The sequence below is a fragment of the Dysgonomonas sp. 25 genome, assembly GCF_010501075.1.
Classification (GTDB): Bacteria; Bacteroidota; Bacteroidia; order Bacteroidales; family Dysgonomonadaceae; genus Dysgonomonas.
In genome coordinates this window covers 1-24,003 of the sequence record NZ_QVMN01000011.1, presented here as the reverse complement: position 1 = coordinate 24,003, position 24,003 = coordinate 1, and the positions used below count along the sequence as shown (strand labels likewise).

The following is a 24,003-nucleotide window of genomic DNA, read 5'->3' as shown; positions in this document are numbered from 1 at the left end:
GGATATGAAAAACGAAAAGAACAAGAATAAAAAAGATATAAGCCGCCGGAGCTTCCTGAAAACAGTGGGCGTCGGTTCTGCCATCACGGCAACAACACTTGTTGGATGTAAGCCTGACAATACTGTATCGGCCGAAGGCGGCGCCATAGGAGAAGTGCCTACCGACCAGATGACATACCGCATAAACCCGCATACAGGAGATAAGGTTTCGCTGCTCGGGTATGGTTGCATGCGCTGGCCGCTGCGCACCAACAGCAAAGGCGAGGAAGAAGTGGATCAAGACACGGTGAACGAACTGGTAGACTATGCCATCGCGCACGGGGTAAACTATTTCGACACTGCACCCGTATATGTGCGGGGATGGTCGGAAGCGGCAACAGGCAAAGCGTTGAGCCGCCACCCGCGGGATAAGTATTTCATTGCCACCAAAGCATCTAATATGCGAGGCGACAACACATTCGCCACCGGGGTAGCCATGTACAAAAAATCGATGGAAGACTTACAGGTCGATTATCTCGACTACTATCTGCTGCACAACATAGGGCGGAGCAAAGAAGATTTCCATAGCCGCTTCATCGACAACGGGCTGCTGGAATACCTCCTAAAAGAACGCGAAGCAGGACGCATCCGCAATCTGGGATGGTCTTTCCACGGCGTCGTCGAAGTGTTCGATTACATCCTCGCACAGAATATCAAGTGGGATTTCTGCCAGATACAACTCAATTATCAGGATTGGAAATATGCCACCGGCATGAATGTAAACGCCGAATACCTCAATGCCGAGTTAGTAAAGCGCAATATCCCGGCTATTATCATGGAGCCTCTCCTTGGCGGACGCCTTGCAAGAGTGCCGGTGCAGGCTTTTAATATGATGAAAGAAATCCATCCCGATCATACGCCGGCACAATGGGCATTCAGGTATGCAGGCACGCCCGACAATGTGCTCTCTGTCCTTAGCGGCATGGTCTATATGGAGCATTTGCAGGAGAACATACGCACCTATGCCCCTCTGGTACCGTTGAATGAGAAGGAATACGAAACGCTCGAACAGGTGACCGACATACTGGTCAACTCCAACTATATCCAATGCACCGAGTGCCAATATTGTATGCCTTGCCCTTACGGGCTCGACATCCCCGGCGTATTCGGGCATTACAACCGCATCGTAAGTGCCGGATACAGGCTGAAAAGTTCTAAGGATGAGAAGTATAAGGAGGCGCGACGGGCATTCCTCGTCGGATACGACCGCAGCGTACCGAAACTGCGACAGGCAAGCCATTGCATCGGATGCGACATCTGCAAGCCTCTTTGCCCGCAAAGGATAAATATCCCGTCCGAAATGAGGCGTATAGATGCCTACACCGAACAGTTGAAGCAAAGTCTCGACTTTTAAAAGCGAAGATGAAGAAAATTGTATCTATCATTTTTATCCTCTGTCTATCACAGGCAATATTCAGCCAGAACAAAAACGACAGCACTTCCACGCAGAAGAATTACAGGCTGGATGAAGTTGTCGTTACAGGCTCGCGCATACCCGTTCAGCGCGAGATGATTCCTGTGCCGATAAGCATCGTAAACCGCGAAACCATCGAGCAAAGCGAAGAAACAAATCTGCTTCCTGTATTGATGAAGCATGTACCGAATCTCTTTGTTACTTCACGCGGTATTGCCGGATATGGCGTATCGGGCGGCGCGGCAGGAGGGATTAATCTTCGCGGCTTCTCGGGAGGTGCAGGGCGCGTCCTTATCCTCATCGACGGGCATCCGCAATATGCGACTATCTACGGACACCCTGTGGCTGATGCCTATATCGCTTCCGAAGCCCAACAGGTAGAGGTATCGCGCGGCGCGGCATCCATCCTCTACGGGTCGAATGCGATGGGCGGCGCTATCAACATCATCACCCGCAAAGCACTCGAAGACGGCAACAGGCTATCGGCGCGGTTGATGGGTGGCTCTTACGGTACGCAGCGCTATTCGCTTACGGACAGTTACCGCAACGGACAATTTTCCGGCGTGGCCAGCGCCAACTACGAACGCACCGACGGGCATCGTACAAATTCAGGATTCGAATCGCTGAGCGGATTCACAAAACTGGGCTACGAATTTGCCGAAGAATGGAAAGTAACGGGTAATGTCAATATTGCCAAATCCCATTCGAACAATCCCGGTACGGCAAGCAGACCTATGCTCGACGGCAAAGCCAATGTCCTGCGCGGCATGTCGGGCTTATCTGTCGAAAATAAATACGACAAAACCAGCGGGGCTGCCAATTTCTTCTACAACTGGGGCGACCACAAGATAAATGACGGATATTTTGCAGGCGGAACGCCACGCCCCTACCTCTTCAAATCGACCGATTATATGGGTGGGGTGAATATTTACCAATCGGTAAACCTCTTCCAAGGTAATACCATAACAGGTGGATTCGACGCGAAAATATACGGCGGAAATGCCTATCGCGATCCGCAGACAGAAATTTATGCCGACCATATCAAGCTACACGAAGTAGCCGGATACCTTTTTGCCCAGCAGGCGTTAGGCCCTTTGATGCTCAATGCCGGCATCCGCTTGGAAAACCATAAATTATACGGCCGCAAATGGATTCCTCAGGGAGGTTTCTCGCTGAAAGCGACGGAACAGACGCATCTGAAGTTCTCGGTATCGAAAGGCTTTCGCACCCCCAACCTCCGCGAGTTGTACATGTATGCTTCTGCCAACGAGGATTTGCTGCCCGAAAGCAGTTTGAGCTATGATTTCACTGTCTCGCAAGGATTATTCGACAATCGCCTGATGGCTGAATTGACGCTATTCTACATCAAAGGCGATAACATAGTGGAGGTTGTTCAGGTCGGAGGGCACCCACAAAACCGGAATGCCGGAAAGTTTGCGAACAAAGGGGTAGAAGTCAGCCTGAACTATCAGATACTGAACAATCTTGCCCTGCACAGCAACTACAGTTACCTGCACATGGATAAGCTTATTACCGGCTCGCCACGAAATAAGTTCTATGCAGGGCTGACCTATCATCCGGGTAAGTTCTCTTTCAATGCAGGGGCACAGGTCATCGGCAAGCTGTATCTTGCTACCGAAAATACGCCTCAAGCGAGCAGTTATACCTTAGTTGATGCCCGCGTGTCATATCAAGCCTACAAATGGCTCGGCCTCTTTGTCAAAGGGGATAACCTGCTGGCAAGGAGATACGAAACGATGCTTGGTTATCCGATGCCGCGCGCCACATTCATGGCGGGAGCATTGCTTAATTTATAAAAAGTGAAGAATATCATTATGGACAATAAAACGATTATCGAACGATTGCATACGGGAGGATATTCCTGCGTAATATCCAACGGCGACGACGTCCGCACATTCACCAAGCGGGGCGTTGCCGATATATACGAATTGCTGCAAAACGACCGTCCTTTCTTAGAAGGAGCTTCGGTAGCCGACAAGGTAGTCGGCAAAGGCGCAGCAGCCCTGATGATAACCGGGGGAGTGAAATATATTTATACCGACGTAATCAGCGAGGCAGCAATGGCTTTGCTAAGAAAGCATCAAATAGAAGTAGCATATGGCAAACTCGTCCCTTTCATCGAGAACAGGGATAAATCGGGCAGCTGTCCGCTGGAAAGCATCTGTCTGGCAACGGATTCGCTACCGGAGCTTTATAAGCTGATCGAGGGTTTTGTAGAAAAAATGAAAAGTAATAAACAACAATAACACTATATAAAAATGGGAACAACAACTTTAAAACTCTATTCGTTAAGTTATACACAGGCAAAGACTTACCTCATAGCAGCCGCTTTTGTCGCAGGTAACATTGTCTTGCCGCAATTGGTGCACCTGATACCCAACGGAGGGCTTATCTTGCTGCCTATCTACTTTTTCACGTTGATAGGGGCATTCAAATACGGATGGAAGTTAGGATTGCTGACGGCAATACTATCGCCGGTAATAAACCATCTGCTATTCGGCATGCCGATGATAAACGTACTACCCGAAATCGTCATGAAATCATCTTTGCTCGCACTGGCAGCAGGTTTCGCAGCACATTACTTCAAGCGGATTTCCATTCCTATCCTGATTGCCGTCGTATTGTCATACCAAGTTGTGGGTGTATTGGGCGAATGGATACTCAAAGGCGACTTCTATGTTGCTGTTCAGGATTTCCGCTTAGGCATCCCGGGAATGGTACTGCAAATAATAGGCGGCTATCTGTTTATCAAGTATTTAATCAGAAAATAAGGTTTTCAGGCCTTACAACAAAAAATACCCGGTAAAGACGCTTCTCTACCGGGTACCCTGATCACTAAAAAAAAATATTAACCTCTAACCAACCTCTATATTTAGTATTATAGATTTTCGTATCGATTCGGGCTTGATTTTGATGATATACATTTTCTTTTGGGCATCGTAAGTCGGTTTCACGGTCTTTTTGTTCACTTTCACCGATTTCACCTTATCCCATCCTGCCAATTCCACTGTATATGCTCTTTTAGCCAATTGCCCTGTGTATTCTCCCGCTGTCGGGTTCACAGTCAGCGTGACTTTGTTGCCCGATTGCTTATAGTTCAAAGCCGTTTTAGCATATTTCCCTTTTTCATATTCGGTAGACACACCATCGTCTTCGTAGAGCGAGAAGGTATTGTCTGCTCCGTCTGCACCGGGATAAACCCTCAACACGAGTTCGCTCAACGGCGCAGAAGCCGGACGCGACCTGTATGGCTGCATAGGCAGTATATAACCACCTTTTACGAATAAAGGAAACTCGTATATATCTTTGCTGATTTCGGTTTTGGTACCACCTTTGTATCCGGTAGCATCGAAAAAGTCGAACCATGTATCACCTTCAGGAAACCAGACTGTTTGCGAAGCAATTTTATTCTCTCCTTTTCCAGCCTGTGTGATAGGCGCAGCAAGCAGCAAGTCTCCGAACATGAATTCTTGCGGATTCTTGTACGCTTCTTTCTCTTCGCTATAATCGATATACATCGCCCTGTTGAGAGGCACCATCGTTTCGTGCGTTTCTCTGACGCTGGAGTAGATATACGGCAACATTTCGGAACGGAAATGGTATGTCTTGCGGGTAGCTTCAGTAGCCTGTTCGCCCCATATCCACGGACGGCGGTCTAAGTCGGCTTTCTTCTGTGAGTGTACACGCAAAGCGGCACTCAACGCTCCGAATTGCGTCCAGCGGGTATATAGTTCGGGATCTTTCCCTCCGTAGAATCCGCCAATATCGTGCGCCCAGTAGTAGCAACCGGCATTTCCGCTGGTGCTTGTCAATTCTATTTCGAATGCCAGCATCTCCCAATTGGCATGAGCGTCGCCCGAGAACTGGATAGGATGGCGGTGGTCGCCAAATCCTGCCCAACGGCTATACCCTGCCCCACGCAATCCGTTGCGAGCCGAATCGTCGTAATAAAGCTTATTCAGCCATGTCAGATTGGTTGTCTGCGATCCTCTTACATTGTGATAGAGGTAATTCTGTTGCCAGTCGAGCCACCAGAAAGCAACTCCCATATCCCAGCTTTCGCCGTGAGCATATTTGAGGAAGTTGGTCATATATTTTCTGTCTCCGGCATCGAACAGGATAGATGATCCGTCAGCTTTCTTACCCATAGCCTGCATAAATTCAGGATACATCGATTCGTGCGGGCGGATTCCGTCATGCGGATGCTCGTTCAGCGAAACGTATATCGAATCTTTCAGCAAAGTCTGAATCAGGTTTTTAGGATCGGGAATCAATTCTTTGTTCCATGTATAGCCTGTCCAGCTTCTTGTGCCGGCATGTCCTGTACCTACGGTTGCGCCGTAAGTGTGCCAGTCCATATCGAATACCATAATGTCCAGCGGGAAATTATTTTCCTTATATTCATTAACCAATTGCAGGTATTCGTCGGTGGTGTAAGGCCAGTAACGGCAATACCACACGCCGTGTATATATTTACGCGTCATAGGCACATGCCCGCTGATACGTCCCAAGTCTTTCAATGCTGCTTTGTAATCCTTGCCGTACACGAAACAGTATAAGTCCTGCACATGGCTACGGTCGCGAGGTGCAAGCCAGTCATTTTTCAGGATGTCTTTGCCTGCATCGTCGATGATATACCAACCGTCGGTGCTCAATAAGCCATCGTCCAACGGAATAGGCTCGCTCACACGGTCGAGGGTAGAGATAGCTCCGCCCAGATTGTTTTTGTGGATGTTGCGGATGGTAAATTTCTGCTCTTTCCCATTCATATTATAGAATACGTGGAAGTTGTGCAGCCCGAACGGAAATCCGTCATTGTCGAAAACCATACGCAGAGCCGAAGTCGTGATTTCGTACTTGCGGTCATCTATTTTCTTCACCTCGAAGTCCTGCAAGAGCGAATCGCGGTTGTAGGCAAACATGGTTTTGTCGTCTACGAATTTACCACCTTCGGCATATTCGAGACGGAAGAGTGTCGGCGAAACCAGCGTTAAGCGGTTGTTGCCAAACACAATAGGGTTTTTATATTCTTGTGCTGACATTGTTGTCAGTAAACACACAAAGGCTAAGAAGAGTAATGTTACTTTTGCTCTCATCTACTTATAAATTATTAAAGGATGTTGTTTTTATCGTTCGGAAAATAGAAAGGGAGAGGCCGGAGATAGCCAGCCTCTCTCTTACATTTATTTTATCTGTTTATCGATTGAATATATGTATTTCCATAAGGATCTGTCGCTTCTACTTTCACCGTACTCCACGATGCCGACGGCTTATAATAGAACATATGATCGTTATTTCTCTCCGGCTCTGCGCTCGGACGGTAAGCCGGTTTGCTCGGGCCATCCATGAAATCGTAAGCACGGCGATCCAGTTCTTTTACATTGTTGGTCAGAGTAGTAGTATATACGCCATCTTCATAGACTTTCACTGTCCAGTTTGTGTGCCAGTTGAAAAGATTAAATATCAAGCCGTCTTGTCTGCTTACCGTAACAGCTTCGCCGATGTTATAGAGATACATCTGGTAATCGCGGTCGTGGCTCGTTCCTTTATAATAACGGTTTTTGATCTCATTCCCTTCAATCTCGTAAATAGTATAACCACGTGGGCTACCATCGTTACACAAATCTCCCGACCAGAATGCACCCATAACCGATCCCATAGTATTTTCCTCTATATCGGGTGATATAGTTGTCGTATAGTTATTGTGCGAGTGCCCTGATAATATACGTACTTTATATCCGTCAAGAATGGTATACAAATCCTGATTGTTGGATACTGCTCCGGAAGAATTTCTACGTTTAGTAGGGATATGTACTCCCAAAATAATCAACTTATCTTTAGAAACATGTTCCAAGTCCTTCTTCAACCAATCCAACTGATTTTGTGTAATATTACCTGTGTAATTCTTATCCCCGGTGTACAAAACATCGTCGAGCACAACAAAATGGCAATCTCCGATATTATAAGAGTAATAAGTAGGTCCGAAGTTAGCTTCAAAATCCACAGCTGATCCGGCATCGTCAGATAAAACAGCCTTATTATGGTCGTGATTTCCAATCACCTGAAATGTCGGAACACCAATCAAACCTGTCTCCTCTGCATATTGTTGCAGATAAGGCATGTTATCCCACACTAAGTCTCCTAAAGAAATTCCATAAACAGGTGTAGTAATTTTGCTGTCTATATAGCTCTTTATTTTAGGGACTTCTACTTTCAGAAGATTCAAATCAGTACTATTTCCGATCTGTACGTCAGCCAATGCCAACAAGGTGAAGTTCTCAATTTTTTGAGTTCTTTTCAACGAGAAGTCGCGGCGCAATACATCTCCCTGCTTAATAACACCGATAGTCTTATAGATTTTCGGGATATTATTTGCACCCACCGGTATTTCGCAATCGGCAGGAACCGAAAGGAATACAAACTTAGCGTCTCTGTTGGCGCTCATCTGATATATACCGTCTTCATCAGTTTTTGTGACAGTATATCCGTCACTTACGACAACACCTTCTATCGGGGTGTTTCCGTCCAAGACCATCCCTACGAGGTTCATTCCTTCTTTGACCTTTATCGAGCCGGCCGAATTATTGTTGCCGCCCTCTCTCGTAGGCCTGTCCTCATCCGAGCAGTTCAGGAAAATACCGGAGAGGAATACTATCAGTAATAATTTCATTATTTTATTCATGATTTATCCAATTTTAATTATATCAGTTGAATTAATATCCCGGATTTTGTTCTATCAAGCCGTTTGCTGCAATAGCCGTATTCGGGATAGGGAAAATATTTCTCGTAGGATCATTGCTCGGTGTATGATCCCACCAAGAATCCGTTACAAATTTGCCCCAACGGATCAAATCTGTACGCCTGCGAGCTTGTCCTTCTCCTACAAATTCCACCATCCATTCATCCAACATTCTGTATTCGTCCAGATTAGCGCTTGTAACAGGATTCGGATCACTTCCTCCGACAAAGTTACGGGCTCTCACCTTATTAATCAAAGTGGCAGCACCAGCTTTATCTCCTGCACGCATTTTACACTCTGCAAGCATGTAATATATTTCAGCTAAGCGGATTACAGGACAATCGGGATTGTAGCGCAAATGTATATCGGTCATATTCGGTTGAGGCGATTTAACCAAACGGATTCCCGAGTTTTCTTCACCATCTTCCATGGTAGACGGTAAAGCGGAAACAGACGGATATTTTGACCCTACTTCGGAGAAACGGGCAACCATATCGACGAGGTTAATTACCTGTCCTTTATACTCTTTCTGTCCTTCGCAAACCATAGTCGGGTTATTCGGGTTAACTTGTGACCCAACTAAGAACATCCCTTCGTAAGATTTGTTTCCGAAGTAGCGGTATGGCTTCTTCCTTACATCCTGGTTGTGGAATTTCTCGTAGGTATTTCCTAATTTATATTCTGTGTAAACAGCTCCTGTCGGTTTGCGGGATGGCGTCAGGATAAACCCGTTGTAACCAGCCGTTTCCGAATCGAAGTATTTGAAAGAGTTATAATGATAGAAATACTTGAAATACCAGTCCCATTGTAATTTTCCGTATTCGGAAGGCACAGCCCAGATGATTTCAGGAGATAATCCGTTATCGAATCCTTGTGGCTCCCACCATGTGTCAGCCAAGTCGTATGCACCATAATCGCCGTCGATTATATCCTGACAGATCGTAGCACATTCGCTGAACATATCTCTTCCGATATAAGCATTGGCATTGAAGTATAGCTGAGCGAGCAGTGACGCTGCCGCTGCCTGGCTGATATATCCATCGTGCGTAGTAGCCGGAACGAGTTGTGTTTTCTGTTTCAGCTTAGGAATCGCATTTGTCAGAAGTGTTTCGATATGGTTGAACGTTTCCTCGGCTGTCGAACGACCTTTCAACGGTTCTTCGGTAGATTCGTAGATAGGCATCCCCCCGAAGTAGTCCAAGCCTTTCATATAGAAGTAGGCAATAATGGATTCTAACTGCTGGATATGGTCGTCTTTGTCCACATCTGTCAACCCTATCGAATTATAATTTACTCCCGACAGGTCTTCCTTGGCTTCCAATGCCCGGGAGATTCCTCCCGTTGTACCATCGTAAGTATTTACAATGAAACGGTCTTCGGCACTCCATGTATGATAGTGCAGACGATAGTATTCGCCACTGTTGTACCAGTCCGAACCGCGTCTTGGCGCTACCATTTCGTCGGTTGTTAACTCCTGAAGATACCAGCGATCGTTACCTACATACCAGCGCCAGTGCGTAAACGGACGGCTCAATACGGCATAAGCATTGTCGGGCGAGGTAAAGAAATTATCAGGCGTCGATTCTGAATAATATTTCTCATCCAAGCTACACGAACCGAGCAGCACAGATGCGATTAGTCCAATTCCTAATCCTTTCAGATATTTTATATTTATATTCTTCATAATAATATTGGTTTAGAATGTTAATTGTACACCTAATGTGAAACGAATTGTTTGAGGATACATCGTATCTTTATCTTTGATATACTCAAAGCCCGGAGTCAGACCGTTGAGGTTTACCTCAGGGTTCACACCTTTGTATTTGGTAAACATGGCAACATCTCTCATCGTCAGATAGAAACGGGCTTTATCCATATATTTGGTATATTTCTTCGCATTGAGTGTATATCCTAAATTGATAGCATCGATTTTGAGGAAAGTACCGTCAGACAACCAAAGGTCACAAAGAACTTTTTCGTCATCGATAGCGCTATAATAGCCGAATGCTTTCTTCAGGACGTTTGTCTGCGATCCGTTTTCGATTCCGTAATACATGTTTACCTGGCTGAAAACATCATAATCGATCCAGCTACGCAACGAAACAGACATATCGAAATTACGATAACTGAAATTGTGATCCCACGAAGCAATCAACTTCGGCATCGCATTGCCCATATGGCGTTTGTTGGCTGCAATAAGGGTTTTGTCATTTGCCGGTACCACATTGTTATCTTTGTCGTATATCAGGAATTTACCATTCTCGTCTAAACCTGCATATTTGAAGATAAAGAACTTACCTATTTCTGTTCCGTTTGTCAGTCGAACTGCTTTCCCTGGGTTTCCTGGAGAAGGAAAAGCTACTTCATCCAAATAATAACCAGCATCGCCCATATCCTTTATTTTCGAGGTATTTTGAGAGAAACGCATAGTTGTGGAATAGGAGAAATCCTTGGTTTTGATAATGTCTCCACCGATTTCAAATTCCCAACCTCTATTCTGGAGGCTACCCACATTTTTCATGATGGTGGTATGCGTCATCGGAGGCATAGGTGCATTTACTTCGTATAGCATGTCGTCTACCTTACGGTTGTATATATCGAACTTACCATAGAGGCGGTTGTTGAAGAATGCATAGTCGAAACCGAAGTTCAACTCGGATTTTTCTTCCCATTTCAGGTCAGGGTTTACGTTTCGTTTCGATCCGTATCCCGGATTCCAGATACCGTTTGTCGGCCACATCTGGTTAGAAGTATACATACGTGTCGTATAGCCTGTTCCGAAACCGTTGTTACCAGTCACACCATATCCCAGACGAACTTTAAATTCCGAAACGAAATCGAAGTTCTCTTTAATGAATTTCTCGTCAGATACGCGCCATCCTCCCGAGATTGCCCAGAAGTCTCCCCAACGGTTGTTTTTACCGAACTTAGACGATCCTTCGTGGCGGATACTGGCTGTCAACATATACTTTTCGTTGAAGGTATAGTTTACACGTCCGAAGAAAGCCATCAGTCTTTCTCTTGGTGCTTTGTACGAATTCATCGCAGCTTTACCGTTTCCGTTAGTCAGGTCCATACCCGAAGACATATCCCATGCACCAACTCCATCGATAGGGAAGTCGCCGTTTGTCATATTGAAATAGCTGCGGTTATATTCCCAGAAACTATAACCTCCGACAGCATTCAGGCGATGTACTTCTGCAAACGTTTTGTCGTATGTCAAGTATGCATCGACAGATGTACGTCTGTTTTTGTCATAACCATGATAAGCAGACCCTCTCTGTCCCGATTCCGATTCTTTATGTTGAGCCGAGCGGTAAGTAGTCAATTGCCAGTCTGCTTCCTGATAACCGATTGTTCCGGTAGCAGAAAGCTCATCTGTAAGCTTTATCTTCATAGTAGCGTCGGTCAGCAACCATCTGTCTTTTCCATCATAGCTTTTCAGCATAATATCAGCTACAGGGTTATAGTCAGTACCAAATCCGTTCTTGATGTTATATCCGCTCGGAGTGGAAGCATCATACACCGGAATAGTTGGATTCAACGCGAGTGCCATATTGAATGTAGAAGATGAATTTCGTTGATCTCTCTTCGTCTGACGGTATTCCGTGTTTGTTTTGATTTCAACTTTTCCTTCCAACAATTTGAATGTCGTATTGATACGTCCTGAGAAGTCGCGGCGGGCATCGCCGATCACAATACCTTTCTGGTCTTGTGTAGTAAAGGTCGTATAAATCAAGGCATTTTCCGATCCTCCCGAAATATTTATGACATGACGGTTCGAGATAGGATTGTCACGCGTCAACTCGTTATACCAATCCGTATCACCACCATAATCTGCACCCACACCTCTTTCAATATATTGGCTCGCTGAGAGAACTTCCGGTCTTTTGCGGATTGTTTCCATCGATACTTCACCGGTATATCTCAATTTCACACCTCCGGTTTTTGCCTGTTTAGTTGTAATCAGGATTACACCGCCGGCAGCACGTGTACCATAGATAGCACCTGCTGAAGCATCTTTCAATACATCGATAGACTCAATATCTTCCTGGTTAAGCGAACGCATATCACCACCGGGTATCCCGTCGATAACAACGAGCGGACCCGAGCTTGCATTAACAGAGGCTACCCCACGAAGCTGGAATCCATTAGAAGAGTTCGGACTGGATGTGCCGGAAATAGTCAATCCCGGAATCTTACCTTGCAAGGCGGTAGCAATTGTTGCACCTCCGAGACCGGTCGTCAGGTTATCCCCTTTGATAGACGATACGGATGTTGTGATGGCACGTTTCTCCATCGTTCCGTAACCGACCACTACGACTTCTTCCAATTGATTGGTATTTTCTTCCATTCGTATATTTATAGTCGTGCGGTTCTGAACCTTTTCTTCCATCGTTTGATAGCCGACATACGAAAATTTCAGAACAGCAGTAGGAGCGGCATTGATGATATAACTTCCGTCGATATCAGTCATAACGCCATTCGCTTCATCCCCTTTCACCACAACACTCACACCAATCAGTGCTTCCCCGTCTTTGTCGGTTACAGTACCCGAAACCGAAATCTTGTCCTGGGCTATAGCAAAAGATGGGAATAACCCGATGAGGCATATCATCAGGCATGATGTGATGAAGCCTCTTGCTTTCTTTATATTCATAATGCTTTTCATGTATTATGTTTTATATTCTTTTTGTTTTTCTTTACTTAGTTAGTATCAGATTTATGGTGCTAACACGCTATGTTTTTCAAACTTCACGTTATCGAGGAACCATCTATACTGTCCACTTTCACCTTGCTTGGTTGTTCTTATCACCACTTTTGTTTCAGCCGTGGCTCCATATAGCACGAAGCTCATGTTATCCCACTGGTTGAACGAAGCAACAGTGATTCGTGTCGGAGCACTAACTTTCGTTGTACCATCATTTACATCAACCGACCCCGGACCTGATAATATTTCAACAGTTATATCAACAACATCTTGAACTCCGGAAGTATTGATATTCGGTGCTGAATCAAAAGAAAGCTTCATATTGGTGGCTTTTCGGTCTGCAATATTCGGAATCGACGGAATCACAAATCCAGTTTGATTATTTCCTTTATTCATCTTGAGATAATGGGCAGCCAAATACATAGCTTTTACTGAAGGGTTAAAGTCTTCATATCCTTGCGCATCGAATTCTGCCTTAGCAGCGGCATTACTATAGATAGCTATCGTTGAGTAAGTTGCAGGATTTGCTACCTGGTCTTGCCCACCGAATTGAGTACACCACGAGAAGTCTTCGTTCAGGTAAACATAGCCGATAGCCTGACCATCGTCATCATATACCGATAATGTTGCCGTTTGTATAACGTCTACCTCTGCTATCAAGCCATCTTCGCTGGTGAATGTTATTTTTCCTGTCCGTTCTGCACTTCCTGTATTCGGGTCGATGCTGAATGTAACAGTACTCTTTCCTACGCCTCCTGTTGCAGGAGTAACTGTAATCCACGAATCGCTGGTAGCTGTCCAATTGGCATAAGAGCTCACAGTGAATGAATTTACATTTCCTTCGGTATTGCCATTCTTATTTGCCAAAATTCTGGACATAGAAGCTTTTAAACCATCAGTAGTCTGTTTCACCATCACCGAGTCTTTCAATTCTCCGCTATACACCATCACTTTAGCCGTACGGTTCTGTGTAGTGTTATTATGCTCGAGGTTGAATGTTATTTCGTAGTCACCTTCCGTACCTGTCAGTATATTAGGGACTAACCATGTCTGATCCGATTCTATTCGCCAATCGGAGTTTGTATTCAGGTCGGCAGTAGGTTTATCTCCGCTAACCAACAATCCTGATTTACCCACTGTTATCTCAGCTGGTGTTATAGTCAGGGCCTCGATTTTCTTATTCTGGACGATAGAGACTACTTCGGTCGATTTACCGCTTTGTATCACAATCGTACCTTCGCGTCCTCCGTGTATATCCACCATAGGGGCAGAAATAAACAAGGTTATTCTACCTCTTTCGCCCGATGTATGGTTCAATGTAATCCATTCATCCTTGCTGATTACTTCCCACGGCTGGCTGGCACCTACTTCGAAGTTTGCCTGATTGCCATCTTCCGTTAAGCCTCTATAAGTCAGTTCTATTTCAGACTTTGATACGTCCAGAAAGGCATCCATTCCATTTTCATCCGAGCACGAACCAAATAATACCGTCGCCAGTAATATGGTGCTCCATCCTAAAACTTTGTATATCAAATTTCGATTACTCATTTCTGTATGATATTTATTTTATTAATTCATCTATTTCGTGATATAGCCATTAGTCTCTTGGCGCTTTCACCATTTTCACATTATCCAGATACCAGCGCTTATAACCACTTTCGCCCTGTTGTGTCGAACGGATTACAATTTTTGTCTTAGACGTAACTCCGTAAAGCGTTACTTCGCCTGTTACCCATTGTCCCCAAGAAGTGACAGAACCCAAAGATATAGGATCACTCACTTTAGCTGATGAGTTGTTGATTGTTCCCGGTCCTTCCAACTTTTCTACAGAAATGGATGTTCCGTCGATACCTGTAAGTACCACGCTTTCACCTGTTCCTGTAATCGATACTACCGGAGCCGCATCAAATGTCAGTTTGATATTGGTCGATTTGCCTTTTGCAATCGTTTGCAGTTTAATAACCAATCCATTTTGAGTATTATTTTTACCCATCTTCAGATAGTGTTTAGCCATATAGAAGGCATTACCCGAATAATTAAATTCTTCGTAACCCCGCTCTGTAAAGACTTGAACAGCATTCGCCTGGTTGCGCATAGGGACAGTTGAACCTTGATCGGGATGCATCACCTGATCTTGTCCGCCATATTGTTCGAACCAAGAAAAATCTTCGTTGAGATAGACATATCCCACCGCTTCGCCATCATCAGTATCCTCATCCATTGTTTGAGTTACCAGAATAGTTTCAGTACGGTCTTTGCTGGTTACGGTCAATCGGCCTGTGCGAACAGCATTCGTATTGTTCTCCTCTACCTCGAGGACAACATCCGTAAGACCTTCGCCCTTAGGCTTGTCTACTGTTATCCAATCTACATCGCTGCTCAATTCGTAACCTCTGTTTGCCAATATCGACAACGAAGCTTTATTTCCGGTACTGAGCCTTCCCGTACGTATAACAGTCAGTTCCAATTTATCCACAGAGAGTCTTGTTTCAGGATCCTTGGAGTTGTCATGCTCCGAACAGGCAAAAAATACCTGCCCCACAATAATTATACACAAAGCATATAAAATGCTTCTCGCATGAATTGTTTTCATAGTGATTTTCTTAAATGAATTAGTTTAGTATATAATGTTCTTCTTTAAATTTATTCTACAAGTCGAAAGAGATTCGGATAGTCTGTTATAATGCCGTCTACCCCCATATTTTTTTGCCGTTGTATTTCGTCTTTGTCATTGATAGTCCATGGCAGAATCTTGACATTCATCTGGTGGCAATCGCTGATCATCGTATCGGTTACAATCACATATTCGGGACTTAATACCTGAGGCACAAAGCCCAATGCGTCAAATAGTTCCTTCACCGGTTTGTCATCTTTCTTGCCTATCAGGTAAGAGAGGGTAACATCCGGATAGCGTTCGTGCAGGTATTTCAATGCCCTCACATCGAACGACTGGATAGTAGTGCGGTCTTTTATACCTCCGTCAGTTATCACCTTCATTGCCAGATCCACAAATTCGGGAACAGGCGGATGTATCTTATCATCGCCATTCGCTTTCGATTTTATTTCGATATTGTAATACATCTTTTTCCCCTGTTCGGCAGCATGCTCTTCCGAAGCTTTTATCAGGTCGAAAAGGAGAGGCTTTACCGCTTCCATACGCTTTTGATCAGGGAATTTCGGGTTACCTTTTATGCCCACATCATACTTCTTTATGCTGTCGTAATCCATGGTATAAAGCACCCGGTTTTTTGCCTCGTCTTTGGTCAGATAACCTCCATCGGGCAAAGTAGTAATATCCATATTGAAATAAGGATCGTGCGAAACGATGACTTTCTTGTCTTTCGATATCTGCAAATCCAGCTCGAGAGTAGTCACACCCCTGTCGATAGCGTCGAGCATGGCAGGGATGGTATTTTCGGGCATCAGCCCGCGTCCCCCCCGGTGCGCCTGTTCATCAAACAGCACCTTGCCAGTTTCGGTTGCTTGCTGGTCTGTCTTCGAACCGCCACAACCGACAAGAAAGGTGAGTAGTAATAGATAAGTTAAGTTTTTCAATGCTTTCACGGTTTTAGTTTTATATTATGAATTATCAACTCCATGTATTTTCTTTTCCTTGTTCCATGTGGTTGCAGTGAATAGAATAGAAATTAGACAGGCAACAATCAGGATGATGAATGCAGCATCCCATCCGAAATGTTTAATAATAAAGCCGAAAGCTACGTTCGAGAAAAGAGCTCCTACAACATAGCCGAAGAAGCCGGTAAGCCCTGCGGCTGTTCCTGCTGCTTTCTTAGGAACTAAATCCAATGCTTGTACACCGATCATCATCACCGGCCCATAGATAAGGAAACCTATCGCAAACAAGGCTATGTTATCGACAAGTGGATTCCCTGCCGGATTTTGCCAGTAAACAAATACAGCGACCATAACCAGGAGCATGTACAAGATGATGGCCGGAGCGCGGCGACCTTTGAAAAGTTTGTCGGACATCCATCCGCAAAGCAATGTGCCGACGATACCTGCTATTTCGTAGGAAAATACACCGATACTTCCCCCAACAGTCGAACTATGCTTTATATTGGTCAGATACAAAGGTGCCCAGTCGAGAACACCATAACGTACGAGGTATATAAAGGCATTGGCAAATGCTACAAGCCAAAGCAGCCTGTTAGTCAATACATAATCCAGAAATATCTGCTTCATCGAGAATTCCTTTTCCTGGCTCTTGTCGTATGTGGTAGGATAGTCGTTCCGGTATTCTTCTATATTAGGTAAGCCTTCCGATTGCGGGGTATCCCGAATCAGTATATAAGCCACAAAGGCTATAAATACAGCAGCAATCCCCGGAAAGAACAGTTTAGCATGCCAGTCGCCGAATATGGCAACTCCTAATATGGCAAGCAAAGGCATTAATGCTCCGCCGACATTGTGCGCCACATTCCAGATAGCCATTTTGGTTCCGCGCTCATTGGCCGAAAACCAATGCGTCATAATCCGTCCGCACGGAGGCCAACCCATTCCCTGAAACCATCCATTGATGAAAAGTACAACACACATAACGACGACCGAAGATGTAAGCGCCGGAATAAGTCCCATCGCAATCATGGTGATAGCTGATAATATCAGCCCGACACTCAGGAATATACGCGAATTACTCCTGTCGGAAACGCTTCCCATTACAAACTTGCTGAGGCCGTATGCAATAGAAATAGCTCCACTTGCAATACCCAAATCGGCAGCATCGAATCCTGTTTCTATCAAATCCGGCATTGCCAAAGAAAAGTTTTTGCGAATGAAGTAGTACCCTGCATACCCGATAAATGCACCTAAAAAGACATTTCGTCTCATCTTTTTATAATGAGGGTCAATCTCGTCTTTGCCCTTCATCGGTTTGTGTGCAGGCGGTTTAAAAAAATTCCACATGGTTCTCAATTTAGGTTAAACGTTTATTTTAAATAGTGATCAATTATTTCGTTTTGAATTTTCTCTTCGCAAAGGAAAAGCACGGAAGTTAAGCTCCTCACACCTTATATTTAAATTCAGGTTAAGACTCACTGCCCCTATGCCCTACTCTCCCTGTGGCTTTTTCTTGATTAATTTAGCTGGGAAGTCTATCAGATTGAATATTTCCCTTATGATGCCCAAAATGCCGATGTACATACAATCCTGTGCCTCATTCGAAAGTTTTACTTTCAAATAGTCGATTTGCGCTGCTGATTTGTCGATGTGTGCTTCTATCTGTTCCATCTTTTTCATACATTTAGTTTTCTTGATTAGAATTTGTATTTCGCAAAGGCACTCAGTCTAAAGCCTGAGCCAGTACAGAGATTGGATGAATACACTGGCGTGATGTAGACATCTCTATTTGCCACTTACATGTTTCGCAATCGGACACGACAAAATCGATATCGAGCGATTCTATCTGCTCGAACAGCGATTGTCCGATAGCTTGCGAAGCTTCGTAATTCTCCCGCTTAAAGCCATACGTACCGGCAATACCGCAGCATTGCGATTGCAGTTCGTAGACTTCGATATTCGGGATCAACTTAAGCAATTCTATCGAATAATAAGCCCATCCCATTTTTTCCATATGGCATGCCGTATGATATGCCACTTTTATCTTTTTCGCATTCGGTTTCAAGTTTGCTTTACCCTGCGTCAGCAGCCGATAGATATACCGGGTAGCCAATTCCGTTTTGTCGCGGATGTCCGCGTTATCGATATCCAGCAGATGCGGATATTCGTCGCGCAAGGTCATGATACAGGTAGAGGAAGTCCCCACGACAGGGATATTTTTATCCACAATAGATTCGCGCAGAGATGCCACGTTCACCTCAGCTTGGCGTTTCGCCTGATCGATGAAGCCATTTGAGATGAGCGCCACTCCGCAGCATTTTTCCTTCTTAAGCAATTGAACACCTATGCCCAATGCATTGAAAACTTTCACCAAATCTTTCCCCAACTGAGGAAAGTTGTAGTTCACATAACACCCATGAAAGAAAGAAACCTGCTCTTTGAATTGTTTTTGTGTATTTGCTTGTTTTTTGTACCAGCTTTCGAATGTCTGCGATGTATATTTCGGGAAGATACGGCGATGATCGATCTTCAGCACGGCATCCATCACCTTTCGCACCGGCTTTGTCTTGATGGTCGCATTCACAAGCGGCGCCATCGTAGTAGACAGCGTTCCGACCAAATCGGTATTGGCCAACAGGAAGTTCCGCAGACTGAAACCCGTTTTACCATATTCTATCCGTGCAGCCTGTATAATATCGCCGATGCGCACATCGGACGGACAGGCTACTTCGCAGCGTTTACAGTTCAGGCAATATTTTAAAGCTTCGTCGTACAATTTCGGGTCCATCAGGCGCAGGCGCTCCCCATCGGGACCTGCATGCTTAGGGCCGGGAAATAGCTCGACTATATTCAATAAAGGACAAACCGTAGTACAGATTGTACATTTAGTACATTCTTCAAAATTATTAGGGCTTGTATGTAACAACTTCAAATCCATATTTATAGCTTCAATATATGGTTGGCAACGCACAATGCTGTCAACAGGGCTACACCTGCTCCACTACCTTCCTCGACGGGATTATAGTCCGACAACACAGCGCCTATGGCGTATAAATTCTCTACGGGCTTACCTCCCGAGAGGGTTTTAAAATCCGTTGTCGTTTCGACCCCGAATCCTAAATATTCCTGCCGTTCGAACAGGTTGTTGGTATACCAGTCTTCCCGGTTGGGCAGATATGCAACATCGCATCCGAATACAGGTTCGTAGACGGAGTTATGGGTAGCAACCAATCCTTTATTAAAGAAACTGCCTGTAGCCAACACATAGTTGTCGGCAAGCATAGCAATATCTCCGTGATTGGCTGTATTTATATGGTGTACCTTATCCGATTGGATTTCTCCTTTCAGGACTGAATCGCCGCCGAAAAATGCTCCTCCAAGCCTTTTGAACTCGGCAATAAGCGCCGATTCTATTTCCAGCCCGATGACGGACGGAGGCATGGTGGGCAGCATAAACAGTTCGGTGTCGAGTACCATATTTCTCAACTTCTCAAAAGCTTTACCTTCGGCACTATACAATACGGCAGGCAGCAAAAGAGCGTCGTGCCCTTTTGCAATCCGGTTCAGTGCATTGGCCAGTTCCTCCAGGTTTTCTTGTTTTTCGAGCAGACGGGCAATACTTACCGATCGCATTTCGGTCGAATTTTGCCCTATTGCATCCAGAAAACGAAGATCCAGAGAATGGATTGTCGCATCTACACCGGAAGAAAGCAGCTGCTTGGCTAATAGCTGATGCGGAAAGTCCATAAATCCCTGTAGGTTGCAAACAGCTACTTTTTTCCACGGCAATTGATCTGCCAATGGGCTGGCAGCCACACAGTCTGCAGACAACCATGCCGGCCGGAGTGTACCCATTGGCGTCAATCTGAAATGATTTTCGCGGGCATTGCCTTTTGTGGGTATGCCCAATCTATTGAGTATGGTATGAAATTCGCCGATTAAAGTTTCGAATCGGGATAATCCTATTTTCGAATAAGGATGTTTTTTATTTTCGTTTACCAATTGTAAAAGCGAATCCGATAAGCTATACAGCGATTCTTCGTTAGAAACATTTCCTAACAAATCGAAAGAACCCGAAAAGGAGTACATAGAGCTCCGTCCCGATGAGACAATAGCACATCGCTGATTATGTCCGGCAAGCCTGATTCCGCAAATCAAGCCGGCAAGCCCTCCTCCTATTATTATAGTATCGAATCTCATATTTTTACTGCACTTACGGTTTCTTTCGGCAACGGTTTTTGTTGGGCAAATATACCAAACAATCCGCGATAGAGCCAAGTCATATATTCACTTTCGCGCAACGTTTCGCCCCATGCAATAGGAAGCATCCCTTTCCATCTTTCATTCAGGAAATCAAGCAAATCCTGCTTGGCATCGTAGTCGCATCTTACCTTTTCTTCGCTCATAATACCGGCTGCCCGGCAAGCACAAAGCGTACCCTGACAGGTTCCCATGCCCAAGCGTGTCCTGCGGCGGAGATCCGACAAACTGCTTATATGAAATTTATGGATGGAAGCGCGTATTTCGTCCGCTAATATCTCTTCACATTCACACACCAGTGATTTTTTCTTTATTTCGGAAGACATGCCATTCGACAAGTCTCCGTAACGCGATGCCAGCGCATGTTTCTGCATGGCAGAAATCGAACGGTTCGAATGTATAGCCATATCCTCTTCCGCCGAAGCGCCCGGCAATTTATCGGTTGCGGTCGTACAGCTTACCGAAAGATTCATCTTCTCACAAATCAAATCGGTAGCCATTTCGGCCATCAGGCGGTATGTCACTAATTTCCCCCCTACTATGCTTATAAAGCCTTTCAGCCCGTCGCGTTTTTCATGATCAAGCAACACGATTCCGCGGCTGATATTGCGCCCTCCCGCATCGGTATCGGCAGCAACTAACGGACGTATTCCGGCATAAGCGCGGAGGATTCTGGTCTTTGCCAAAACAGGAGCGAGCTGGCTGCCCCCTTCTATCAGGTCGTCGACTTCCTTAGTCGTTATCGTCAGATTGTCAATCTCTTCGTATGGGATACGCATCGAGGTAGTACCAATAACCGAAACCGTTTCGCCCGGCACCAATATATCGGCATCGGCAGGCTTGCGGCAGCGATTTAATACAATATTATTCAGGCGATGCCCCATAATGAGCAGCGAACCTTTGGCCGGAAGCATTTTCACCGGATTGATATCGGCATAGAGCGTCATTCTCTGCCCCCAGATTCCGGCAGCATTCACAACGATAGGTGCGTAAATCTTTTTCTCTGTCTTTGTTATCTTATCCCAAACGGAAACGCCTTGTACGCTGTCTCCATTTCTCAATACCTTCAGCACTTCGTGATAGGTGTAGACAGTTGCCCCATGTTTTTTAGCATCCAGAATATTCGACAAGGTCAAGCGGAAAGGGTCGACCGATCCGTCGGGCACTTTTACTGCACCTGTTATCTGTGGATTAGCCGATGGCTCGATTCGCAACGCCTCTTTCGGGTCGATTACTTCGGCTTTGATGCCGGCTCTATAACAAGCTTCTACAAAAACCTGCTGATAATCCAAATCATCTTCGGGAAGTGTAAGGAATAAACCTCCCGATGGAGTAAGACAATGAGGAGCTATTTTTTTCAGGATATTATTTTCGTCGATACATTCTTTTGCCGATTCGTAATCATGGACGGCATAACGCGCACCGCTATGCAACAATCCATGATTGCGTCCGGTAGCTCCCGTAGCAATATCTGATTGTTCAAGAAGCAGAACAGCAATCCCCCGTTTAGCGCAATCGCGCGCTATTCCGGCTCCTGTTGCCCCTCCTCCTATTATTATCGCATCGAATTCTTTCATTATTTTATTAAATAAATCCTAAAAAACAACTGGACTTTATCCAAATCGAAACAATTTGATACAAATAAAATCAATAAACGGAAGAAATCAAAACTTTTTGGGCAAAAAAATGATATAGCTATAAATGTTTTTTAGCATATAAAACAAAAAAGCCCATAAATTATGGACTTTTTCGCAACAAAAATATTTCGTTTTATATCGGAACTAAACCAATGTCACTTTTATTCCGGTCTCCTCTATCATCGAAATCATATGGCTCGGGGCATTGGTGTCAGTTATTATATGGTGTACCTTATCGAGTTCGCAAATCTTACAAAAGCCTGTTTCTCCGAATTTGGAAGAATCGGTCAGCACAATTATCTCCTGCGATGCGTTTATCATCTTTTTATTTATATATGCCTCGCTCAAATCGCTGGTCGTAAGCCCATTCGAGAAATCCAGCCCATCGACACCCAGAAACAATTTATTAAAGGACAGGGAATTCAGCATATCTTCGGCAAAGTGCCCGATAACAGATACAGAGTTCTTCCGCATCGTACCGCCCAGTTGCACAATGTCGATATTGGGGTCGTAGCACAAGGTCAACGAAACTTTGACCGAAGAAGTGATAACGGTCAGCGGAAAATCGATATCCAGCTCATTGGCAAAGGCAAGCAAGGTTGTACCCGAAGCAATAATAATTTTATCATTTGGTCTCAACAGGGCACTCGCAGCCTTGGCAATTCTTATTTTTTCTTCTATATTGACCTTTTCTTTTTCATCAATATGCTTATCCACCGTTATCGAGCTCAATGTACTCGCGCTTCCGTGCGTCCGGTGCAATAATTTTCGGGATTCGAGATATTTCAAATCTTTTCGGATAGTTACTTCCGAAACATCAAAATCCCGACTCAGCTCCTGCACCTTAACGAAACCATCTTTCTTGATCCGATCTAAAATCATCTTATGTCTTTGAGCTATATTTCCCATATTCAAACAAGTTTAAGTTATCCTTTTTATACCGGATTAAATTCGAATAACGAACGTAATACTTTCGGTTTTGAAGATACGAAATTATTACAAATTACAAAAAATAACAAACTATTTAGTGTTCAGAAAAAGATAAATACATAAAAACATCCCGCCAAACATCGGAAAATACAGGCTAAACAATAGATTATCAAACAAATTACCATCCGTCAAAAAAAACAGGGATACCACATTTTTTTAGGACAGAATATATTTCTCCGCTACCCTCAGATTGATTTCGACACCCTTTTAAGACACTTCGAATTGTTTCGAAAAGTTTCCGTGAAATTACTTCCGTAATTTTCTTTACAGGAAAAGGCATAACAAAAGCAGCAAATCTTCTGATTTACTTCCTCATGTTTTTCTTGGAGGTCAATTCTGTTTTGAGTTTAAAATATTTTTAAAGAAAACATATACTTGTTAAAATATTTTCATTAATTTTGTGATATTAGAAACTAAGGGAAGACTCTATATAGTTATGATTAAGATGTTCATAATTATTTATGTAGGCCCGATTTCGAAAAGAGTGTAGGCCCGATTTCGAAAAGAGTGTGAGGGGTAAAAATATTTAGACACGGAAAAGAGGGCTAACTTCAACTGTGAAAATATTTGATATTTTTTAACCTTAGAGATTACATCCAAACTTAAACAGAACTTT

General features: G+C 44.4%; 17 protein-coding genes. 4 read left to right on the top strand and 13 right to left on the bottom strand.

Features of this window, described 5'->3' with window-relative positions:
* Positions 1 to 4 precede the first annotated feature (4 nt).
* The 4 genes from D0T66_RS14520 to D0T66_RS14505 are packed head-to-tail and all read left to right on the top strand — an operon-like array spanning position 5 to position 4,245.
* On the top strand, positions 5 to 1,393 hold the full coding sequence (locus D0T66_RS14520; protein WP_163358033.1) for an aldo/keto reductase: 1,389 nt from the start codon (positions 5 to 7) through the stop codon (positions 1,391 to 1,393).
* An 8-nt stretch (positions 1,394 to 1,401) separates the two neighbouring features.
* On the top strand, positions 1,402 to 3,270 hold the full coding sequence (locus tag D0T66_RS14515; RefSeq protein WP_163358032.1) for a TonB-dependent receptor: 1,869 nt from the start codon (positions 1,402 to 1,404) through the stop codon (positions 3,268 to 3,270).
* Between the two features lie 18 nt (positions 3,271 to 3,288).
* On the top strand, positions 3,289 to 3,720 hold the full coding sequence (locus D0T66_RS14510; RefSeq protein ID WP_163358057.1) for a DUF1893 domain-containing protein: 432 nt from the start codon (positions 3,289 to 3,291) through the stop codon (positions 3,718 to 3,720).
* A 12-nt stretch (positions 3,721 to 3,732) separates the two neighbouring features.
* Entirely contained in the window at positions 3,733 to 4,245 is a 513-nt protein-coding gene (locus tag D0T66_RS14505) for an ECF transporter S component (protein WP_163358031.1), read from the top strand.
* 84 nt (positions 4,246 to 4,329) lie between these two features.
* Here the strand turns inward: D0T66_RS14505 and D0T66_RS14500 are convergent, their stop codons facing one another.
* The 13 genes from D0T66_RS14500 to D0T66_RS14440 all read right to left on the bottom strand — a co-directional run bounded on the left by D0T66_RS14500 (position 4,330) and on the right by D0T66_RS14440 (position 23,306).
* Positions 4,330 to 6,570, bottom strand: a complete 2,241-nt coding sequence (locus D0T66_RS14500; RefSeq protein WP_163358030.1) for a glycoside hydrolase family 31 protein — start codon at positions 6,568 to 6,570, stop codon at positions 4,330 to 4,332.
* A gap of 92 nt (positions 6,571 to 6,662) precedes the next feature.
* A complete protein-coding gene (locus D0T66_RS14495) occupies positions 6,663 to 8,156 on the bottom strand; it encodes a calcineurin-like phosphoesterase family protein (RefSeq protein WP_185154850.1) in 1,494 nt (497 codons plus the stop codon).
* Between the two features lie 31 nt (positions 8,157 to 8,187).
* Complete coding sequence (locus D0T66_RS14490) at positions 8,188 to 9,897, bottom strand: RagB/SusD family nutrient uptake outer membrane protein (protein WP_163358029.1); 1,710 nt, start codon at positions 9,895 to 9,897, stop codon at positions 8,188 to 8,190.
* A 12-nt stretch (positions 9,898 to 9,909) separates the two neighbouring features.
* Positions 9,910 to 12,885, bottom strand: coding sequence for a SusC/RagA family TonB-linked outer membrane protein (locus D0T66_RS14485; protein WP_163358028.1), 2,976 nt, complete (start codon positions 12,883 to 12,885; stop codon positions 9,910 to 9,912).
* 51 nt (positions 12,886 to 12,936) lie between these two features.
* The gene (locus tag D0T66_RS14480; protein ID WP_163358027.1) at positions 12,937 to 14,472 is read right to left on the bottom strand and encodes a BACON domain-containing protein; all 1,536 of its coding nucleotides are present in this window, start codon (positions 14,470 to 14,472) and stop codon (positions 12,937 to 12,939) included.
* Between the two features lie 49 nt (positions 14,473 to 14,521).
* Complete coding sequence (locus D0T66_RS14475) at positions 14,522 to 15,517, bottom strand: BACON domain-containing protein (protein ID WP_163358026.1); 996 nt, start codon at positions 15,515 to 15,517, stop codon at positions 14,522 to 14,524.
* Between the two features lie 50 nt (positions 15,518 to 15,567).
* A complete protein-coding gene (locus tag D0T66_RS14470; RefSeq protein WP_221412235.1) occupies positions 15,568 to 16,488 on the bottom strand; it encodes a glycerophosphodiester phosphodiesterase family protein in 921 nt (306 codons plus the stop codon).
* A gap of 15 nt (positions 16,489 to 16,503) precedes the next feature.
* Positions 16,504 to 17,847, bottom strand: coding sequence for a glycerol-3-phosphate transporter (gene glpT, locus D0T66_RS14465; RefSeq protein ID WP_163358025.1), 1,344 nt, complete (start codon positions 17,845 to 17,847; stop codon positions 16,504 to 16,506).
* Between the two features lie 144 nt (positions 17,848 to 17,991).
* The gene (locus D0T66_RS14460; protein ID WP_163358024.1) at positions 17,992 to 18,180 is read right to left on the bottom strand and encodes a hypothetical protein; all 189 of its coding nucleotides are present in this window, start codon (positions 18,178 to 18,180) and stop codon (positions 17,992 to 17,994) included.
* A 43-nt stretch (positions 18,181 to 18,223) separates the two neighbouring features.
* Positions 18,224 to 19,438 (bottom strand): anaerobic glycerol-3-phosphate dehydrogenase subunit GlpC, encoded by a 1,215-nt coding sequence (gene glpC, locus D0T66_RS14455; RefSeq protein WP_163358023.1) that lies wholly within the window; start codon positions 19,436 to 19,438, stop codon positions 18,224 to 18,226.
* 2 nt (positions 19,439 to 19,440) lie between these two features.
* A complete protein-coding gene (glpB, locus tag D0T66_RS14450; protein WP_163358022.1) occupies positions 19,441 to 20,700 on the bottom strand; it encodes a glycerol-3-phosphate dehydrogenase subunit GlpB in 1,260 nt (419 codons plus the stop codon).
* A complete protein-coding gene (gene glpA, locus D0T66_RS14445) occupies positions 20,697 to 22,337 on the bottom strand; it encodes an anaerobic glycerol-3-phosphate dehydrogenase subunit A (RefSeq protein ID WP_163358021.1) in 1,641 nt (546 codons plus the stop codon). Before glpA ends, glpB begins: the two co-directional genes overlap by 4 nt.
* Before the next feature lie 204 nt (positions 22,338 to 22,541).
* Positions 22,542 to 23,306 (bottom strand): DeoR/GlpR family DNA-binding transcription regulator, encoded by a 765-nt coding sequence (locus D0T66_RS14440; protein WP_163358020.1) that lies wholly within the window; start codon positions 23,304 to 23,306, stop codon positions 22,542 to 22,544.
* Positions 23,307 to 24,003 lie beyond the last annotated feature (697 nt).